We start from the raw sequence: 19,257 nt of genomic DNA, 5'->3' as shown, positions 1-19,257 counted from the left end.
CCACCGCGTTGCGGATGAAAAAGGCGGTTTTTCACGATAGGACGGGGACCGGGTTTAAGTCGCCCATGTAGAAATCGGCAAACTTCAAACAATGATTAACTACATAAATCATCCGAAGACGAAAATCTCTCCCGCCCATGAGCATTCCATGGGGGCCACCATGGAATGGCAACGGAACGACCTATGACAGCCGCAACGCGGTGGCCTTACAGCAGGCTGTTGTCAGTCGTGGAGGGGTCCAGCCTGGAAGGCTCATGGGCTCCTAGTCGGCCAATAAGGAGGACCAAACTCGGTCTAGGTAAATAACGAAACTCCGAATCAACAAACTTCAAAATCAACTTTATACCAGCGATTCCATACGAAGTGGCCCCGTAATTTCCAGGAACATCTCTTCCAGATCGGCTCCCTGTAGGCTGAGTTCGTAGACTTCAAAGCCCGCCAGTACCAGCGACTGATTCAGAGCCGCTACCTGCGATTTACTTTCGAAGGGAATACTAAGTTTACCATTGGCAAGCCGTTGAACAGAGTACTGCTGGCGGAGTAAGGCCTCGGCCTGGTCTACATTATTAGTTTCCAGTTGTACGCTACGTTTCTGTACCTGAGCCGATTGCAGCTCTTCAATACTTCCCTGAAACAGTAACTTTCCCTGATGAATGATGCCGACGTGGGTACACATCCGCTCCACCTCAGCTAGTAGGTGGCTTGATACAAAGAAGGTAATGCCGTGGTCGCGATTGAGGGTTTTCAGCAGTTCCCGCATCTCGATGATCCCGGCGGGGTCCAGGCCATTCGTGGGTTCGTCCAGAATCACCAGTTCGGGTTGATGCAGAAGGGCAATGGCCAGTCCCAGGCGTTGCTTCATACCGAGCGAATACGCTCCGGCCCGCTTCCGGGCCGCCGCCTGTAGGCCTACCATAGCGAGTACTTCCGGGATACGCGACGCAGGGACCTGGGTATACCGACGGGCAATTTCCAGGTTTTGTTCACCCGTCAGGTGTAGATACAGGGAAGGTTGCTCGATGAGCGAACCAATTTTCTGAAACAGTTCGGAACGGTTGGACTCCAGCTCCTGACCGAAGATTTCCACCCGTCCGCCACTCGCCCGTAACAAACCGAGTATGAGCCGAATGGTAGTCGTTTTCCCGGCTCCATTCGGACCCAGAAATCCGAAAATAGAGCCTTTGGGTACGCTAAGATCAACCTGACGAACAATCGGTTGGCCCTTGCGGAAGTAAAATTCCAGTTGGTGGGTTTGCAGGATCGGCATAGGTGTAGGAAGTTATCCTTCCCAAATACGCCGATCCCGGTCAACCCGCCCACCACTTTAGGCTGAAAGGCGAAAAGGCATGGTCTGGCGGTTGGACACTTACACCCGCGACATAATTTGAGAACGCTGAGCGTCAAGCTTCAGGAAAATAAATAGTAAAATGGTGAAGGACCACAAACTCGACCCCCCATAGCTAAAGAAAGGCAGGGGAATCCCGATTACGGGCATTAGCCCAATGGTCATGCCAATATTCACCAGAAAGTGAAAGAAAAATATAGAGATAACGCCGTAGCCATACACGCGGGCAAACTTGATACGCTGTCGTTCGGCCAGTATGATTAATCGCAGGATTAGCCCGATTAGTAAGCCAATCACCAGTATGCTGCCCATAAAGCCGTGCTCCTCTCCTACAGTACAGAAGATAAAGTCGGTACTTTGCTCGGGTACAAAGTCAAATTTGGTTTGTGTACCCTGCAGGAAGCCTTTTCCGAAAATACCTCCCGAACCAATCGCAATTTTGGACTGAATCACGTTCCAGCCCGCCCCGCGTTTATGGCTGTTGGGATCGATCAGTACTTCAATTCGGGACCGCTGGTGGGGAGCCAGCACGTCATTAATGATAAAATCCGTCGCCAGTACCATGCTGATACAACCCACGTAAATGAGTCCCATGGCCGTATAGGTCTTTCGGTTTCGCTGGTAACGGGGCAGAAAAAAAATGACTAAAGCCCCGACAACGGCCAGTCCAATGGCAATGTTCAGGGTTTCGACGGTTAGCGAAAGAACCAGTAACGTTGCCGCCACAATGATGATCAGTGGATAAATCCCCGGCAACCCTTCCCGATACAGCATCAGTAGCAAGCCTACAATCACCAGAGCCTGACCCGTTTCGTCGGAAATTCGAATCAAAATCATCGGAATCAGCATGAAGATTCCCACGTTCAGCTGATCCTTGAACCGGGTAAGGTTGGTCCCGGGCGTACTGAGATACTTCGCTATTGCTAACGCCGTGGCCATCTTCGCGACCTCAGCGGGCTGAAAACCGATCGGTCCGATCCGAAACCACGAGTGCGAACCTTTGATATTCGCCCCCAGAAAGAGTACGGCAATCAGTAGCAGCAGGACGAATCCGTAAATGAAAAAAGCGAACGTTTCCCAGAATCGGTAATCAATCACCAGAATGGCAATGATAATGAAAACGGCAAACCCCGCGAATACCAGCTGTTTCCCGGAATTCGTATCGAAATTAAAAATACTGATGGGTTGTTCGGGATTGTAAACAGCGGCGTAGATATTCAGCCAGCCTACCACCACGCAGGCTATATACAGGGCTACGGTAATCCAGTCCAGTCGGTTTAAAACACTATTCTCGCGGGAAGCCAATTTCTTATTCTTTAAAAGATGATTCAAACCTTACCTATTGCATCGTAATGAAATCATATACCGAAAACTGGGGGTAAGCTGATTTAGTCGTCGGTACCGATTTCACTTTTCCATTTTCTACAATCAGAATCCGGTCTTTCGGCAGCAGAGGCGTTGGCTTTTTCTTGGGAGAAGGCGGCGGCAGGTACAGGAGATTTTTGTTCATCAGTTCCCGCTCCAGTCCTTTGTGACTAACGGTTCCCTTGATGTACTTCTCGGCCACCATCATGGCAATGGGAGCCGAAGTGGTGCCTCCCCATTTTCCGTAATCGACTACCGCGGCAATTGCGATTTTAGGATTATTACGCGGAGCAAAGCAGATAAATACAGAGTTATCCGCGGGGCCTTTCGGATTTTGCGAGGTTCCTGTCTTTCCGCAGATTTCAAGATCCGGAATGTACGCAGCCCGCATCACCGTACCCGCCCGAACGGCGTCTGACATCCCCGCAATGAGGGTCTCGAAATGCCGGTAATCAATATCTACTGAATGTTTTTCCTTGAATTCGGGCAGTGGATCGCCCTTGGGGTTACCAATGGCCCGTACCAGGTGCGGCGTAATGTACCAGCCCCGGTTGGCGATAATCGCAGCTACGTTCGCCAGTTTCAGCGGTGTAACGAGCAACTCCCCTTCCCCGATACCTACGGAATAGATGTTGGAGAATTTCCAGTTGTTTTCGCCTTTGTTACGTTTGTTGTAGTATTCGACATCCGGCAAGAGACCCTTACGTTCGTAGGGTAAATCCACGCCCAGTTTTTGTCCAATTCCGAATTTGGCAACCCGATCGTGCCAGCGGGTTAATCCTACTTTCGATTTTTTGAAAACGTTGGTTTCGTCGTTGTTGTAAATGATTCGCCGGAAGACGTGGTAGAAATACGGGTTACAGGACATCTGAATGGCCCGGTGCAGCGTACTTGAACTACTGCCGCAGTGACAGTTCATACGAATCCCTGAGTGCCCCAGAACCGTACCGGGTGTAATGGCTCCGTCCTGCAAACCCACCAGCGTTTCGATGGTTTTAAACGTAGAACCCGGTCGGTAGGTACCCTGCAAGGCCCGGTTGAGCAGGGGGTTGAATGGATTCAGAGCAAGGCGAGCATAGTTTTTGGAGTAGTTACGTCCCGATAACATTTTCGGATCGTACGTGGGAGCCGATACCATGGCCAGAATTTCACCAGTACTGGGATCAATCGCCACCAGACTGCCCGACTTGTTCTGAAACAAACTGTCCGCGTATTGCTGCAATTCCACGTCCAGCGAAGTATACAGGTTCTTTCCAGCAACGGGAACGATGTCCGCCGCTCCCCCTTTCCAGGGCCCTTTCACTACGCCGTGTACGTCTTTCATGATGTACTTCATCCCCCTACGACCCCGCAGTGTTTCCTCGTACTGCTTCTCCAGACCACTCTGTCCGATATAATCCCCCTGGCGGTAGTAATTTTCACCGCGTTCTTCCTGATCTTCCAGTTGTTTGGGGCTTACCTCCGCTACGTACCCGAGTGTATTCGCCAGAGCCGATGTATTGTACGTACGGAACGCACTGGTTTCGAACGTGAAACCAGGATAATCCACCATGGCATCCTGAATACGGGCAAAATCCTCGACGGAGAGCTGACGCATGAACAAGGAAGGCTTAAACTTGGAATACGTTTTCGCCACGTTGTACATACTGTCAAACTGAACTTTGGTAACACCCAGCAAATTACACAAACGGAGTGTATCCGGAATGCGGGCTTTTTGGGGGTGATAAACAAATCGTACGTCGGCGTATTGTAGACAATCAGATTTCCCTTTCGGTCATAAATCTGACCGCGATAGGGAATCTGCACGACCTGTTCAATCGCATTGCTAACGGCTGCCTCCGAGTAGCCTTCGTCAATCACCTGTAGATAAAATAATTTGGCCAGATAGATCAGGGCCACCAGTATCACTACTCCTTGTATAATTCCTTTTTTGACTTCTTGCATATTTCCCCGACAAGCCCTCTAAATCAAACGATTCTCCCTACAAAATTTGTAGTTTTTAAAGGATTCGCCAAAAAGAAAGTTCAATCCTAAGTAAAAATTAATACAGGGGGACGCGAGGACTTGCTTTAGCCCTAACGCCGCCGTGAAGGAAGATATTTTGTCCAACCAAAGACTCGTCGTTTCATCAGCAACGACCGTGTACTGATTTTGTCTTTTCTCGTGACGGGAAAGACCTTCCACATAGCCTGCATTTCTTTGTTGATTCGAGCTTAGGGCCTGGTAGTAAACGCTATCATTTTTTCTTTTTTTCGCGGGGACTCTCCAACCATGATTTTACTGATTTGCTGTTGGGCTAACAACTCTTTTAAAAGTTGCGTATTCTCCGTGGGCTGATTATCCAGCAAGTACTGCACCTTTTGCTTCGGGTCAAATAACGGGGTGCCGGGCCAGGCTTGCCCTTCCGTAAGCATCAGACATTGATCGCCTTCTTTCATAACAAAAAGCACCGGCTTGTAAGTGGGATCTAAGGCTGCCCGTTGACAAGAAAAACCGCCTAGAGCTAACCCAAGTAAAGCCATCCAAGTATACTTTCTCATAAGCAGAGCGATAAAGGGGTATGAAATCTGATTTTGGTATGCTCCATTACATCCAGCTTGCTGAACGTATACGTTTAATAAACGCTGGCATGCGGTAAGATCAGCTACAACAGATGTTAAAAATTTTACGTTTAACCCCTGAGGGTCAATTTATTGCTTCCCTACTCTCTGTCCGTACGCTTTCACTTGCCGGGCTGAAGCCAGAAACCGCCAGGCTTTCTCTAGCAGCAGCTCCACATCTTCCAATCGCACCAGCGTCAAATCTACCAGGATGACGGGATGATTTCGGTAATGATCCGTCAGAAAAAATGTATCAGGAGCCTGTTCCAGATACGTTTCCCGTTCCTCGGGATTCAGCTTTATGGCCAGTGTCTGGCCGTCTTCCTGCAAACGACCGAGTAATTTGCGGCCTAGATGAAGCGAAGGTGTTCCATAGGCAAGTCCTTCGGTTACGTGCGGGTATTCCAGGGCCAGACTACGAACGGTATCGTAACGGACAGCCATATGAAAAACAGGTTTAGAAAAATGACGTATGGTCAGACGGTATCCCGTCCGATGGCCTGACAAGATACCGCCAAAATTACACCTTCTTCGGCCTGTCAGCCCGCACGGTTTATTAGAATCAGGCTTGTGGTACCATCTTTGTATAGGTTACTGGTTGCCGATTCGTTATGTGACGTTGTCATCTTGTCAGCTACACCTGTTTCGTTGGTTTACTGACACTTTTGTTGATTTTTCCTGTGTATCCCATTTGACTGGCCAGGAATGTACCGTTTTACAGAAATTCATCTATGACTCCCGGAGAAGCCAAAAGTCTCGAAGCTCTTACCCCCCGTCAGATCGTGGCGGAATTAGATAAATACATCATTGGTCAGCACGAAGCGAAGAAAAATGTGGCCATTGCCCTGCGGAATCGCTGGCGGCGGATGAACGCTGCCGCAGAAATGCAGCGGGAAATCATGCCCAACAATATTCTGATGATTGGGCCTACGGGTTGCGGAAAAACCGAAATTGCCCGCCGGCTTGCCCAGCTTGCCGATGCTCCCTTTACCAAAGTGGAAGCTTCCAAATTTACGGAAGTGGGCTACGTGGGCCGCGATGTGGAAAGCATGGTACGCGATCTGGTGGAACAGGCCATCCACATGGTACGGGCGGCTAAAAAAGAGTCCGTGAAAGAACGGGCGGCTCAGTCCGTAGAAGAAGTAATCCTTGATGCCCTGATTCCGCCGGTTAAACAACCCACGGGTTTTCATTCGTCCTCCGTTAGCGTTTCGCCCGAAAATGCCTCCGATGCGGAACTCAACGAACGAACGCGGGAGCGTTTCCGCGAAAAAATCCGTACGGGTGAATTGGACAGCCGCAAAATTGAAATCGACGTTCAGCAAAGTACCTCGCCCAACATTGGCGTGATGGGTGGTCCCATTGACGAAAGTTCCATGATGAACATCCAGGAAATGCTTTCGGGAATGATGCCTAAACAACGCAAAAAGCGGAAGGTAACCATTGGCGAAGCAAAGCGGATTTTGCTCGACGAAGAGGCAGCCAAGCTGATTGATATGGATGAAGTGAAGGAAGAGGCCATTCGGAAAGCCGAAAACCTGGGCATTATCTTCATCGATGAAATTGATAAAGTCGCCGCCAAAAGTGGCGGTTCGGGTCCGGACGTATCGCGGGAAGGCGTTCAGCGGGACTTACTGCCCATTGTGGAAGGTTCGACGGTGAATACCAAATACGGGGTTATTCATACGGATCACATTTTGTTCATTGCCGCGGGGGCTTTCCACGTCTCTAAACCCAGCGATCTGATTCCGGAGTTACAGGGCCGTTTCCCGATTCGGGTCGAGTTACAGCCGCTGACCAAGAGCGATTTCGTGCGGATTCTGAAAGAACCCCGGAACGCCCTGACCCGCCAGTACGAAGCCATGTTACAGGCCGAATCGGTAGGTTTGTCTTTTAACGAAGAAGCCCTGGATGCGTTGGCCGAAGTGGCGTTCCAGTTGAATACGGAAGTTGAAAATATTGGAGCCCGTCGTTTGCAAACGGTAGTCAGTCAATTGCTGAACGACGTTCTGTTTGACATTCCCGATCAGATCGGACCGAATGCTCAGGTGGTAGTCACGAAAGAACTCGTCGAACAGCGTCTGGCAGGACTGGTACAGAATCGCGATCTGAGTCAATATATTCTTTAATCCATTGATTGAATGGTAGTTTTTGGAGTTATCGTTACGGTTATTGGAGCCATTGCCTTTCTCATTGGCTGGACCGTCTTACAGAAACGTCGGAGCTGGATGAAAACCACGGGCCGCACGTTTGGCCAGGTGGAAGACGGCCGGATCGTTTATGAAGTAGCGGGTCAGAGTTATGCTTTACGCATCACCCGCACCAATTTACAGGGACGGTCACTGCCCATCCGCTACGCCCTCGACAAACCCGGCCAGTCCCGCGTTGATGCTCCGCTGGCTACCTGGCTGGCTCCTGGTTTTTTTCTGTTGCTGGGATCGGGCTTGCTGCTGATTGGCATCGGAATGATCAAGAGTTAAACGAAAAACCCCGAACTGCTTAGTCCGGGGTTTTTCGTTTCAGTACTTATTTCTTCTTCAAAAATCCAAATAAGCCTCGCTTTTCCCGTTGCGGATAACATTTCAGATTCGATTCCGGAGCTTTCTGGTAAATAGGAATCTGGGCACCGAAATAAAATTCCACCCCTTTAGGATTACCGATATTGAGGGTGGAAAGCAGATTGTCCGAACCGAAGTAAACAATACCCAGGCGGGCCCCCAGGCCCAGAGCCAGTCGGCTGTAATTATCGGTCAAGGCGACCGGCATGGCCACTTCTACCCATTTTCCTTCGTACCGGGGCGTTACAGCCAGAACCGAGGGCATGGTGAAAGCAGCCCGTTTATTGGAGACAAATCCCTGCATGAGCATGGCATTGACGTATACCTTTTCCTTGACATTGTAATCAATGCTTGCCTGCAAACGGGTGGGCAGAGCGGTACGGTAAGCCGCAATCCGTTCGTTTTCGGAAGGATTGAGGGTTTGATTCAAACCCAACATAAAGCCATCAATTCCCTGCATCCCCGTGAAGTTATCTTCCGCCAGAATGGCATCCCGCCGCTGTAGTTTATACGCTTCCACGTAATTGGGATTCTTGTATAGAATTCGTCCTATGTCCAGTAAGGATACACTGATCCGATACAAGTACTTATTCTTGCTTGCGTCACGATGTACCCCGTATCGATCCCGGTACGAGTACTTCCGAACGTCCGGACGATATTCATAAACCATTCCCAGATCAGCTCCCCAGCCGCTACCCGCCGGAGCGTTTCCCAACAGCCAGACCGGTGAAAAGCTGACGCTTTGGAAAGCCCCTTCATTCGTGATTCCGTACTGAGCATCTACGGACTTAAGACGAACGGCGGCTTCGGTAGCATACGTTGGGTCCTGAACATATTCATAGTCAATATTCCGACCCAGAATATGGCCCTGGTGCAAACCAATGACGCGTTTCACGGTGACACCCACTTTCACAAAATCTTCGTCTTCGTCGTACATCACGCGGGCGTAGCTTCCCGAAAGCTCGACCATACCGTTGGTATTCGCGTACAGATGCGTACCAAAGTCCTCAGGTTCAATGGATCTTCCTATCGTTGTTCCGTTTTTGATTAACTGAGCAACCGATTGAGATGTATGCGTTAGAGCCGCTCCAGCCCGAATACGCGTATTAAACGAAAGAGCATTTTTCTCGTTTAACGTAATTAGTACACCCGGTCCTCGCACTTCACCCCCAGCCCGCAGGTGCTTATCGCGACCGTTGAGCTTTTCTCTTAGGTACTCCTGATCGCGGAAGATGATTCCTTTGCTGGGCCCCCGGTATTTGGAAGAAACCGTATTCGTCAGCATGGCAATCGGCGAATACGGAGCCTCCCAGACCAGGTAGTTGTTATAGAGATAGTTTTCGTAACCGGCTAAGTGAATATGTACTTTGTAACGGGTATCCACGGCCGAGGCCGGGTTGGCGTATACCCCGTGAATGCCTGCGTAGTTGCTGCCCGTCTGCCCTAACAAAAACTGAGCTGAAACGTCAGACGCAGTTCCACCTAAAAGTATGGAAACAATTGTGATTACTCTCTTCATACGGGTTTCCCCAAGGGTCTTCACCCTTCTCCTTTAGTACGATAATGATAAATGTTTATTGGATTTATTTAAGATGGAAGGATACGCCAAATTTTCGAAAAATAACTGATAAAGTGTGCCCCTATGTACGTAAAAACATGGAAAATAAGATTGAATCTTATTAAATTACCATGAACTCTTTGATTTTTGAAGTTCATAAAGCCAATCGATCCAAAGAAGCTGTAAATTTGCATCGAGTTTACGAGGGCCTGCTCAAAAGTTCCGTAATCCCATTTGTAACCAAAATAATCTAACAGGGTTTGACCACAAATATGAAGCGTATTGCAGTGTTTACCTCCGGGGGAGATGCTCCAGGCATGAACGCCTGCATTCGGGCGGTCGTACGGGGTGCCATGTACCACAAAGTTGAAGTATTTGGTATTCGGCGGGGGTACAGCGGCATGATCGAAGGTGATATTTATCCGATGACATCCCGCGATGTCTCTAATATAATTCAACGGGGAGGCACTATTCTGAAGTCCGCCCGTTCGCGTCGCTTTACTACGGCTGAAGGCCGCCAGCAGGCTTACGAGAACCTGAAAGCCTTAGGGATCGAAGGGCTGGTAGCCATCGGTGGAAATGGTACTTTCACCGGAGCTGAGATTTTCTTCAATGAGTTTAAAATTCCAACGGTAGGTGCTCCGGGTACGATTGATAATGATCTGTACGGAACGGATTATACCATTGGGTACGATACGGCCGTAAATACTTCACTCGACGCGATTGACAAAATTCGGGATACGGCTGATTCGCACGACCGCGTATTTTTCATCGAAGTGATGGGCCGCGATTCGGGTTACATCGCCATTCAGTCGGGTATTGGCGGTGGAGCTGAGTTTGTGGTGGTACCGGAAGATCTTTCTGAACCCGTTTCATCCGTCATTAAAACTTTGAAGCAGGGCTTTGTGAAGAAGAAGTCTTCTTCCATCGTAGTCGTTGCAGAAGGAGAAAAAGAAGGCCGGGCTACCGAAATTGCCGAAAAAATCAAGAAAAGTATTGACGTTGAAGTGGACATTCGGGTCACGACCCTTGGGCACATTCAGCGGGGCGGTGTTCCTTCTGCGTACGACCGCATTTTAGCTAGCCGTCTGGGCCTGGGTGCCATTGAAGGTTTGCTCCGTGGTCAGAAAAACGTCATGACGGGTATCGTAAACAATCGTCTGGTGTATACACCCTTTATTGAATGTATTACCAAGGATAAGCCCATCTCCGACGATCTGTTACGCATGGTGCATATTCTTTCTTAGGGTAAGGATGATAGAGTATAGAGCGGAGAATCTTTGTTTTCGACTCTTTACTCTATCATTTTTACCCTAGGAAAGGTACCCTAGAGCCCAGTATACCACGTAACCTACCATCTCGTGTACGATGCGGTAGGTACACAACAGGTTGTATTCTTTAGGTACCAGAAAGTAATCCCAGGCGGTTTGCCGCTCGGAGGCAAAGAAGTCCGTTGGATAAGGGGTTACCTGTATATTTTCTTTCTGAAAACAGCCGACCGCCCGACGCATATGAAACGCTGAAGTCACCAGCAGTATTTTCGGTTTATTATTACCAAGCATTCGAGCCGTATGCGTAGCATTCTCTCTCGTATTGCGGGACGTTCCTTCCAACATAATATTCGACTGGGGCACTCCTGAAATATGTAGTAACTGAGCCGCTGCTTTGCCTTCTGAAGTAGAATCAGCCTGAGCGGACAATATACCTGATCCTCCCGAGATGAGAATTTTCTTTACTTTTCCTTCTTTGTATAAAAGTAAAGGCTGCAGAATCCGGTCAGCAGAGTTACCAAAAAATACTTTTCCATCTTTATTACCCGTTATTCCGCCGGTCAATATAACGGCGATATCATAGCTTTCATCCGCTTTCAAGGTTACAGGAGCATATTCCCAGGCTAGGGCCAATTCGTTCGTTGTAACATCAGTACTACTTACAAACAGCCAGGCCAGCGTTGTCCAGATAGCCCATTGTTTCCGGCGGGGTGACTTTGAAAAAGCAGCTATCACTAATCCATACACCAGAAAGGTGATGGGCATCAATAGATAAAATAAAATTTTAGAAAGTAAAAAAAACATAGATAGCTGTACTTAAACGTTTGTAAGATGGCGGCCAAAGGTCGGCAACTTTAGGCGTGAAACCTTACCTTTGAATGACAATCTGTATTCTTCTATGCTTCGTTATTGCTTTACCTTTTTACTTAGTTTTTTAGCGTATACCCTGTCGGCTCAAAGCGGCTATAAAATTACGGCCCGTATTCAGGGTTTACGTGATAGCACCTGCTATCTGGCCTACTATACGGGCCTCGGCAGTGGTCAGTTTTTCGTACAGGATACGGCAAAGGCCGATGCTCAGGGCAATGTCATTTTCACCGGTTCCCAAAAACTACCGGAAGGGCTGTACGTCATTTCCATCTCGCAGTGGAAACTGTTTGATTTAATTGTCGATGCCGATCAGGACTTTGAGCTGATTACGGATAAGGAAAGTGTTGCGGCGGGCAATCCGCCCAAGCATATGAAAGCGGTAGGATCCATGGAAAATGAACTTTTCTACGCTTTCAACCATCAGATGCAAAGCCGGATCGAACCCTTACAGCAATTACGGCAAACGGCTCAATCAGATCCAACCGCAGCGGCTAAAGTAAAAGCGATTCAAAAAGAATTGACGGAGTATCGCAAGAAATTCATTCGGGAGCACGCGGGCTCGTTTACGGCCCAGTTGTTCAAAGCCGCTGCCGAACCGGAAATCCCCCCGGCCCCACTCCTGCCCAACGGCCGTCCGGATTCTACCTTTGCGTACCGCTATTATAAAAATCATTACTTCGATGGCATTGATCTGAGTGACGAACGACTCCTGCGGACACCCTTTCTCCAGCAAAAACTGGAAAATTTCTTCGAAAATCTGGTGTATCAGTCTCCCGACTCGTTGAGTAAGGAAGCCGATAAAATCATGAGCCGGGCTAAAGGAACGGAAATGCGTCGGTATCTGGCTTACTGGATGACGAGTCGTTACGAACAATCGAAAGTGCTGGGCGTAGATGGCTTTTTTGTACACATGGGCGAGAAGTACTACGTGGGCGAACCTGCCCTTTGGGATTCCAGTACGGTGACCAACTTCAAAAACCGGATTGCCATTTTGAAGCCTCTGTTGGTTGGAAAAACCATCCCGAACATGTATCAGACGGATACTCTAGGCCGCTCACTGAATCTACACGACCTCAAGGCGAACTACACGATTGTATTCATTTATTCGGATGACTGCGGACACTGCCGGGATTCCATGCCGAAACTCAAAGCCTTCTATCAGAAGTATAAAAACCGGGGTGTGAAGATTTACGCAACGGATTTACGACGTGATCCGAAGGAATGGCGAAAGTTCATTCAGGAGTACAAGATTCAGGAGTTCACGAACGTCATCGATATCCATAAGGATGCCAAGACAGCCCAGACCGTTCACTATACGGATTACCTGAAAACCTTTGATGCCCAGGCGACGCCAACCATTTACGTACTGGACAAAGACAAAAAAATTATTGCCCGGAAGATTCCCGCCGAGGAACTCGAAAATTACTTTGAGTTTATGCTGAATCAGCAGGCCAAGAAAAAATCCTAAATGAAAAGAGCAACTGTTACGACAGTTGCTCTTTTTTTATTTCAGCGTTTTCAGATACGCGATTGTCTGGGGCACCTGGGTTTTAATGTTCGGACTTTCGTCTTCTATATAATAATGTTGAATGCTGGTTTTTTTCGCCGCTTTCATAATGGCCGGTAAGGGTAATTGCCCCGTCCCGAGTGCTACGTCGTTTTCGACGGGTGTACCGCCGGATAAGTTACCCTGCACCCCTTTGCGTAAATCTTTCAGGTGCATGAGCTTGAAACGCTTGGGGTACTTCTCTAACAATTGTATGGGGTCCTGCCCGGGAAAATACGTCCAGAGAATATCCATTTCGAAGCTTACGTAATTAGGATCCGTTTTCTGAACGATGTAATCAAACAAGGTACCCTTTTCGTACGGCTCAAACTCAAATCCGTGATTATGGTAGCAGAAAGTCAGGCCGTGTTCTTCTTTCAGGATTTTGCCTACCCGGTTAAAATTGGCTACGGTTTCTTCCGCTATGGCCAGCGTAAACGGTCCTTCGTGCGGAATCCAGGCGACACGTACGTATTTGGCTCCCAGGGTCTTGGCGTTCTGGGCCACTTCCGCCGTTTTGTTAAGAAAGTCGGGGTACCCTACCCCAAACGAGGAGCACTGCATTCCCCGTTCGTCCAGCAATTTTCGAATATCCTGAGCCGTACGGCCAAACAGATTGGAAAACTCCATATCCGTAATGCCCAAAGCTTTGATGGTATCCAGCGTAGCGGCTACATCCCGCTGGAAACTGTGACGATAGGTGTACGAAACCATTCCGGGCTTTTGGGGCGTGGATGGTTTTTGAGCGAAGGCCGAAAAGGCCGTGAGTGCTAAAAGCGGGATTAACTTTCGAATCATGGTTTAGAAAGTAAAAAGAACGGATCAGGTATAAAGACGACAGAACAGCCCCTTGTCCCTGGCTAACGCATTTTGGAGCGTTTCACCAAATACGCTGATAAAATCGGATCAAAACCTTTAGAGATGTCTGCTTCAATAAAATCAATCTTATACTGATTGCATTTCATCCGCAGATCGTAATAAAATTTCTGGATGGCATTTCGGTAATAGTCCCGTACCTGCCCCGGCTGCACCCGAACCCGCTCGCCCGTTTCGAGGTCAATGAATTCGTACGGCCGTTCTTCAAAGGCAAATTCTTCTTCCGTCTGGCGATCGCTGACGTGAAAGAGCAATACCTCGTGCCGATTGTGCTTCAAATGTTGTAGGGCCGAAAAGAGCTTATCCGAATTTTCAATGTCATCGAACATATCACTGAAAATAACGACCAGCGAGCGGCGGTGAACCTGCTCGGCAATCTGGTGAATCACTTCCGCCACGGAAGATTTACGGTTGGGTTTGGGCTGCTGGAGTAGTTGTTGTAATTGCAGAAAAATCTTGTGGATGTGTGAGGCCGTCGACCGAGTTGGCAATTGCACTTCTACGCCTTCCGAAAAAGTGGTTAAGGAAACGGCATCCCGCTGTTTTTGGAGCAGGTACGCCAGTGCCGCCGCCGCCAGAATACTAAAGGTAATTTTCCCGTTCGTTTTTTCGGGATAATACATGGAAGAAGACGTATCGAGTAACAGATGACAGCGAAGGTTCGTCTCTTCTTCGTATTGTTTGGTATATAGACGGTCGGTTTTGCCGTATACTTTCCAATCTACGTGCCGGGTACTTTCACCGGTATTGTACAGGCGATGTTCAGCAAATTCAACCGAGAAGCCGTGAAAAGGCGATTTATGCAAACCCGTGATGAAGCCTTCCACCATTTGTCGGGCCAGAAATTCAATATTTCCGTATTCTCGGGCTTTGGTAAGATCCAGGGCCATGCGGTACGAGTGATTAAGGTTTAGGAGATTCGTAATCAGATCCGGCAAGCTATTTTTACTTACAAGGGATAGCTTTCATTTCCCAAGTGATTTTCAACCTTGGCCAGTAACTATTCTTATAACCTTAAATGAATAACGGAAAAAGCGGGTAATGTTTAGGGAGAGCAGCTAAAAATCTTTTAAGTATGGGCAAAAAAAGAACCGCAACCTCCGGAAAGCTTTTAGAGACTGAACCAGTTATCTCTATCCACTGAACGAAGCTTGCGGTTAAGAAAAGCTGCCGCTGAAACATGTAATGGTACACTCTTTGTTGTACCTCCCTAAAATCTACTCTAGTGCTGCCATGTCCGCCCTGGCGGTAATCGTGGCGTTATCTTCGAGAAGATATTTGTTGGGTCGGAGTAAAACGATACCGTTTGTACCCACTACCCTAAGGTTTACTTGTGCGACGCCGGCTTGAGTCATACCCAATTTTTTTGCGGCATCAAAGGAAAGATCTATATCGCGATTCTTTCCGAATGGCCCACGATCAATTACTCTGACGATGGTTTTACGGCCATTTTTGAGATTAGTCACTTCCACCATTGAACCAAATGGTAAGGTTTTGTGTGCACACGTACCATTTTTTAAACGTTCGCCGCTGGCGGTGATTCTACCAAAGTACTGTTTACCGTAGTAAGTAGCCCGACCCCGATATTCTTTCCCCAGTGGTTTTTTGACTGGAGGGTATTTCTTGTAATACACCGAATAATGAGCCTGAGCGATACAGGGCAATATACTTAAGTTCAGTAACATTGCTGTTACCGCTCTACGTGTCCATATATTCATAGGCAGTTCGTTTTGTGGTTCAAAGAACTAACGTTATGCTTCAGCAGCGGCGGGAGCACTTCGGGCGAATTGCCTTGAACTGAGTAGAGTTCAGCTACAAACGTACGACAAATTTCTGAGACTGGTACTATTTTCCACGTTTTAGGCAAAAGATTGTTCATAAAGTTATATAAATTCCACAGGTTGAAAATTGACATCCACTTATTTTTTATTATATTGGGCGGTACAAAAAAGTACTAAATCTTCTGCCGATTTAATACTGGGTAGAAGAATAAACTGAAACCTGTTCAAAAGGTTTTTGATCATTCTTTTTAACCTTCTGACTAAAAAAGCTGCCCTTTCCTGCTGCCAGACTCTAACCATAGATTATACGGTTTGTATAAATACCTACCTTATTTTCTACGATTTTTTTGCGACCAAACGCTTTCTTTCTATTTTTACCAGCGACTCAAACCATAAACTTCCAAAATTGTGGCTGAAAAAGAACGAGAAGAACTCTACTCGAAACGTGTAAAGGCTGGGAAGCGGACTTACTTCTTCGACGTGAAATCCACCCGTGCCAACGATTACTACATCACCATTACTGAAAGTCGTCGTTACCCCCAGGGAGATGGATTTGCGTACGAAAAACACAAGATGTTCCTGTACAAGGAAGATTTTGACAAGTTTGTAGACGCTCTCAAAAACGCCGTAGATCACGTCAAGACGGAGTTGATGCCGGAATTCGATTTCACGCAGTTTGCTGCTCGTGAAGAAGACGACGAGTACCGCAGCGACCTGAAATGGGATTAACCACAATCTGTTTGCTATGATTAACTGATACCCCTAACAGTTTTATCTGATTGTGAAGAACTTAAGAAAGCCTTTGCTTTGGCGAAGGCTTTTTTCGTTTATATAGTCGTACCTTTGCGGAAGAGAAGGTTTAGCCTTCCTACGTGTGCATCATCACTGAGTTTAAAATCAATATATTTCCTTACCCATGGGTTTGCAATGTGGAATCGTGGGCTTGCCGAACGTCGGAAAGTCTACGTTATTTAGTGCGATATCGAGTGCCAAGGCCGAAGCGGCCAACTATCCGTTCTGTACCATCGAACCCAACGTAGGCGTAGTGGAAGTACCCGACGAACGCCTCCGTACGCTCGAACAACTGGTTAACCCGCAGAAAGTAATTCCTACAATCATTGAATTCGTGGATATTGCCGGGTTGGTAAAAGGAGCCAGTCAGGGAGCCGGTTTGGGTAATAAATTCCTGCTAACATCCGCGAAGTAGACGCCATCATTCACGTCATTCGCTGCTTCGATGATGACAATATTGTCCACGTCGAAGGACGCGTTAATCCGGTATCGGACAAAGAAATCATCGATTACGAATTGCAGTTGAAAGATCTCGAAGCTGTAGACCGAAAACTGCAACGCATCGAGAAAGCTGCCCGTGCCAGCGGTGACGCGAAGGCTAAAGCCGAAGTTGAAATTCTTTACCGCTTTAAGAAAACGCTGGAGCAGGGTAAATCAGCCCGTACGGTTGAGGTATCGGAAGAAGAGAAATCAGCCGTAGCCGATCTGCACCTGCTGACGATCAAGCCCGTCATCTACGTAGCTAACGTGGATGAAGCCAGCCTGAGTCAGGGTACGAACGAGTGGGTTGAGCAACTGAAAACGGCCGTGGCCGAAGAGAACGCCCAGGTAATCGTCATCTGTGCGGCTATCGAAGCTCAGATTGCCGAAATCGAAGATCTGGACGAACGTCAGATGTTTCTGGAAGAATATGGATTAAAAGAGTCTGGTCTGAGCCAGCTTATTCAGGCATCTTACGGGCTACTAAACCTCATCACCTACTTTACGGCGGGTGTGAAGGAAGTACGGGCCTGGACGATCCAGCGGGGCTGGAAAGCTCCGCAGGCAGCCGGAGTCATTCACTCGGACTTTGAACGCGGTTTCATTCGGGCGGAAGTAATCAAACTGGCCGATTACGATCATTATAAGTCAGAAGCGGCTATCAAAGATGCTGGTAAAATGGCGGTCGAAGGAAAAGAATATGTAGTACAGGATGGTGACATTATGCACTTCCGTTTCAACGTGTAGCTTTTCACCGATTCAGTATTTACTAAAAGAGGGAGCTTCGTGAAGCTCCCTCTTTTTATAAGTAACAAGTTTTCTTTTAATTATGAATCACCTGATAGCCAATCAGCTGATCGGCCCGACTGCCGGGTGAGCGGTGGTAAACGAAGATTTCGTACGTGTTCTGCGTCATGGAATGCGTCCCTTCAATGGGTACTTCATTCGCTTTATTTCCATCAGGCACGGCGTACATGTAGTTGTAAACGCCTTGTTTCAACAAAATCGTAGCCTGATATGCCTGTGCCGAAGGTTCGTAGTGCATCTGATTGTCTTTCGAAAGTTCGAAAAAATTAAATCCTCCCACCACGTACGGTATCTTCCCATCTTCCCGCTCGGCTGAACGCAGGGTAAACGTGACGGGGAAATAATCCGGATCGCCAAAGTCATCACGCGTGGAAACGGCAAATAGTCCGTCGAGATCATTTTGCTGCAAATACGACTTTCCGGCCTGTCCATCGTCCGGAAAGAGAAACGCCGCATTGAAATTGGGATTGAAATCCAGTCGGGCTACGTTGATGCCCTTCACCTGCCGGCTCCGAATGTCAAACACCCGAAACTCATTACTTCCCGGAAACAGGTTTTCATTATTGAAGAAACGGTACTCCAGTGTGCGGTCAAACTCCTGAACCATATACGGCTTCAATCCCACCACGGTACGATCCCAGCGGTAGTTCTGACGAATCACAATATACACGTCCTGCTTAGGATTCAGAATGGGATAATTTCCGTACTTCAGGGCAAAATCAACCTGCTGATGCGTATTGCGACGCGGAATATCCTGCGAAAAACTGACGCGTCCCCCAACGCTTACCTTCTGATCGAACGCCATGAATCGCCGCGTGAATACAACATCACTTTCCCGCCGACCTTTGTATACTACCAATACGTAATTCCCACTCACTTTCACCCGGGGCAAATCCAGCCAGAAATGAGCGTAACCTACTTTGGTACCCTGGGCTACTCTGACGTCGTAGATGGGAAATTCATTGAAATCGGGTAAAAACTCGACGTCGTTCAGGGCCGAAGGCTGCCAGTTGGCATTGCAATGCAAAATCTTGGCCCGAAACTGTGGTTGATCCTTGCCCAGCCAGTCAAATTCCAGACGCATGGTCCCTCCCTGATTCAGGTCCAGCACGGGTGGTTGCAGCACGTCGTTGCTAACTACAGCACCCGTAGCAAAGAGCAAGGGCGTTTTGACGGAGGCATCGTAGATAAAATCTTCGTAACGGAGCGGTCCTTCCCGCCGACTATTTTCCAGGGCCTGGGCAATCAATTGGTTTACCAGAAAAATAAGGCCGATTGCCAGTACAAATGAGGTTAGCACTTTCATAAAGGATTTTCGCTTCATAAGGATATAAAAAACGCTGAGGACTCGCATTTTAGTGGATCAAAGTATCTCCGCTAAAACCCGAATCCTCAGCATTTCTTATGA

The 19,257-nt window shown here is 48.0% G+C and carries 16 protein-coding genes and 2 pseudogenes; 6 read left to right on the top strand and 12 right to left on the bottom strand.

Features of this window, described 5'->3' with window-relative positions:
- Positions 1–340 precede the first annotated feature (340 nt).
- The 6 genes and pseudogenes from BWI93_RS02970 to BWI93_RS02950 all read right to left on the bottom strand — a co-directional run bounded on the left by BWI93_RS02970 (position 341) and on the right by BWI93_RS02950 (position 5,754).
- A complete protein-coding gene (locus BWI93_RS02970; RefSeq protein WP_094808681.1) occupies positions 341–1,267 on the bottom strand; it encodes an ABC transporter ATP-binding protein in 927 nt (308 codons plus the stop codon).
- Between the two features lie 99 nt (positions 1,268–1,366).
- Positions 1,367–2,677 (bottom strand): rod shape-determining protein RodA, encoded by a 1,311-nt coding sequence (gene rodA, locus BWI93_RS02965; protein WP_255157691.1) that lies wholly within the window; start codon positions 2,675–2,677, stop codon positions 1,367–1,369.
- Positions 2,678–2,684: 7 nt separating this feature from the next.
- Positions 2,685–4,355 carry a penicillin-binding transpeptidase domain-containing protein gene (locus BWI93_RS02960; protein WP_255157690.1) on the bottom strand — a complete coding sequence of 557 codons (1,671 nt, stop codon included), beginning with the start codon at positions 4,353–4,355 and terminating at the stop codon, positions 2,685–2,687.
- Between the two features lie 104 nt (positions 4,356–4,459).
- Positions 4,460–4,654 (bottom strand): annotated as a pseudogene (locus tag BWI93_RS28455) (peptidoglycan glycosyltransferase); the annotation flags it as partial.
- A gap of 269 nt (positions 4,655–4,923) precedes the next feature.
- Positions 4,924–5,250 carry a hypothetical protein gene (locus BWI93_RS02955; protein ID WP_094808678.1) on the bottom strand — a complete coding sequence of 109 codons (327 nt, stop codon included), beginning with the start codon at positions 5,248–5,250 and terminating at the stop codon, positions 4,924–4,926.
- 150 nt (positions 5,251–5,400) lie between these two features.
- The gene (locus BWI93_RS02950) at positions 5,401–5,754 is read right to left on the bottom strand and encodes an MmcQ/YjbR family DNA-binding protein (protein WP_094808677.1); all 354 of its coding nucleotides are present in this window, start codon (positions 5,752–5,754) and stop codon (positions 5,401–5,403) included.
- A 287-nt stretch (positions 5,755–6,041) separates the two neighbouring features.
- Here BWI93_RS02950 and hslU point away from each other — a divergent pair, with 287 nt between their 5' ends.
- Entirely contained in the window at positions 6,042–7,439 is a 1,398-nt protein-coding gene (hslU, locus tag BWI93_RS02945) for an ATP-dependent protease ATPase subunit HslU (RefSeq protein ID WP_094808676.1), read from the top strand.
- Positions 7,440–7,451: 12 nt separating this feature from the next.
- A complete protein-coding gene (locus tag BWI93_RS02940) occupies positions 7,452–7,790 on the top strand; it encodes a hypothetical protein (RefSeq protein WP_094808675.1) in 339 nt (112 codons plus the stop codon).
- A 46-nt stretch (positions 7,791–7,836) separates the two neighbouring features.
- Here BWI93_RS02940 and BWI93_RS02935 read toward each other — a convergent pair whose 3' ends face one another.
- Entirely contained in the window at positions 7,837–9,387 is a 1,551-nt protein-coding gene (locus tag BWI93_RS02935; protein WP_102200872.1) for a DUF5723 family protein, read from the bottom strand.
- A 311-nt stretch (positions 9,388–9,698) separates the two neighbouring features.
- Here BWI93_RS02935 and pfkA point away from each other — a divergent pair, with 311 nt between their 5' ends.
- Positions 9,699–10,673 carry a 6-phosphofructokinase gene (gene pfkA, locus BWI93_RS02930; RefSeq protein WP_094808673.1) on the top strand — a complete coding sequence of 325 codons (975 nt, stop codon included), beginning with the start codon at positions 9,699–9,701 and terminating at the stop codon, positions 10,671–10,673.
- A 66-nt stretch (positions 10,674–10,739) separates the two neighbouring features.
- Here the strand turns inward: pfkA and BWI93_RS02925 are convergent, their stop codons facing one another.
- A complete protein-coding gene (locus tag BWI93_RS02925) occupies positions 10,740–11,462 on the bottom strand; it encodes a YdcF family protein (protein ID WP_176454110.1) in 723 nt (240 codons plus the stop codon).
- Positions 11,463–11,595: 133 nt separating this feature from the next.
- On the opposite strand from BWI93_RS02925, the gene BWI93_RS02920 reads away from it, so the two are divergent.
- Entirely contained in the window at positions 11,596–13,035 is a 1,440-nt protein-coding gene (locus tag BWI93_RS02920) for a redoxin domain-containing protein (RefSeq protein ID WP_094808671.1), read from the top strand.
- Between the two features lie 36 nt (positions 13,036–13,071).
- Here BWI93_RS02920 and BWI93_RS02915 read toward each other — a convergent pair whose 3' ends face one another.
- The 3 genes from BWI93_RS02915 to BWI93_RS02905 form a co-directional block, all read right to left on the bottom strand.
- The gene (locus BWI93_RS02915) at positions 13,072–13,911 is read right to left on the bottom strand and encodes a sugar phosphate isomerase/epimerase (RefSeq protein WP_094808670.1); all 840 of its coding nucleotides are present in this window, start codon (positions 13,909–13,911) and stop codon (positions 13,072–13,074) included.
- A 62-nt stretch (positions 13,912–13,973) separates the two neighbouring features.
- On the bottom strand, positions 13,974–14,879 hold the full coding sequence (locus tag BWI93_RS02910) for a DUF58 domain-containing protein (RefSeq protein ID WP_094808682.1): 906 nt from the start codon (positions 14,877–14,879) through the stop codon (positions 13,974–13,976).
- A 327-nt stretch (positions 14,880–15,206) separates the two neighbouring features.
- Entirely contained in the window at positions 15,207–15,707 is a 501-nt protein-coding gene (locus tag BWI93_RS02905) for a septal ring lytic transglycosylase RlpA family protein (RefSeq protein WP_094808669.1), read from the bottom strand.
- A gap of 471 nt (positions 15,708–16,178) precedes the next feature.
- On the opposite strand from BWI93_RS02905, the gene BWI93_RS02900 reads away from it, so the two are divergent.
- Entirely contained in the window at positions 16,179–16,499 is a 321-nt protein-coding gene (locus BWI93_RS02900; protein ID WP_094808668.1) for a DUF3276 family protein, read from the top strand.
- Positions 16,500–16,686: 187 nt separating this feature from the next.
- Positions 16,687–17,789 (top strand): annotated as a pseudogene (ychF, locus tag BWI93_RS02895) (redox-regulated ATPase YchF).
- 76 nt (positions 17,790–17,865) lie between these two features.
- On the opposite strand, the gene BWI93_RS02890 reads toward ychF, so the two are convergent.
- Entirely contained in the window at positions 17,866–19,155 is a 1,290-nt protein-coding gene (locus BWI93_RS02890) for a DUF5103 domain-containing protein (RefSeq protein WP_176454109.1), read from the bottom strand.
- Between the last annotated feature and the right edge of the window lie 102 nt (positions 19,156–19,257).

Source organism: Siphonobacter sp. BAB-5385 (assembly GCF_002261125.1).
Lineage (GTDB): Bacteria > Bacteroidota > Bacteroidia > Cytophagales > Spirosomataceae > Siphonobacter.
The sequence above is the reverse complement of the archived record's forward strand: the minus strand, read 5'-3'. Positions and strand labels throughout refer to the sequence as shown.

Excerpts from the sequence above, each read along its gene's own strand:
- BWI93_RS02955 (WP_094808678.1), bottom strand. The coding sequence starts at position 5,250 with ATGAGAAAGTATACTTGGATGGCTTTACTTGGGTTAGCTCTAGGCGGT.
- BWI93_RS02905 (WP_094808669.1), bottom strand. The coding sequence starts at position 15,707 with ATGAATATATGGACACGTAGAGCGGTAACAGCAATGTTACTGAACTTA.
- BWI93_RS02915 (WP_094808670.1), bottom strand. The coding sequence starts at position 13,911 with ATGATTCGAAAGTTAATCCCGCTTTTAGCACTCACGGCCTTTTCGGCC.
- BWI93_RS02935 (WP_102200872.1), bottom strand. The coding sequence starts at position 9,387 with ATGAAGAGAGTAATCACAATTGTTTCCATACTTTTAGGTGGAACTGCG.
- BWI93_RS02940 (WP_094808675.1), top strand. The coding sequence starts at position 7,452 with ATGGTAGTTTTTGGAGTTATCGTTACGGTTATTGGAGCCATTGCCTTT.
- BWI93_RS02960 (WP_255157690.1), bottom strand. The coding sequence starts at position 4,355 with ATGTACAACGTGGCGAAAACGTATTCCAAGTTTAAGCCTTCCTTGTTC.
- BWI93_RS02890 (WP_176454109.1), bottom strand. The coding sequence starts at position 19,155 with ATGAAAGTGCTAACCTCATTTGTACTGGCAATCGGCCTTATTTTTCTG.
- BWI93_RS02925 (WP_176454110.1), bottom strand. The coding sequence starts at position 11,462 with ATGCCCATCACCTTTCTGGTGTATGGATTAGTGATAGCTGCTTTTTCA.
- BWI93_RS02970 (WP_094808681.1), bottom strand. The coding sequence starts at position 1,267 with ATGCCGATCCTGCAAACCCACCAACTGGAATTTTACTTCCGCAAGGGC.
- BWI93_RS02910 (WP_094808682.1), bottom strand. The coding sequence starts at position 14,879 with ATGGCCCTGGATCTTACCAAAGCCCGAGAATACGGAAATATTGAATTT.
- pfkA (WP_094808673.1), top strand. The coding sequence starts at position 9,699 with ATGAAGCGTATTGCAGTGTTTACCTCCGGGGGAGATGCTCCAGGCATG.
- BWI93_RS02920 (WP_094808671.1), top strand. The coding sequence starts at position 11,596 with ATGCTTCGTTATTGCTTTACCTTTTTACTTAGTTTTTTAGCGTATACC.
- hslU (WP_094808676.1), top strand. The coding sequence starts at position 6,042 with ATGACTCCCGGAGAAGCCAAAAGTCTCGAAGCTCTTACCCCCCGTCAG.
- BWI93_RS02950 (WP_094808677.1), bottom strand. The coding sequence starts at position 5,754 with ATGGCTGTCCGTTACGATACCGTTCGTAGTCTGGCCCTGGAATACCCG.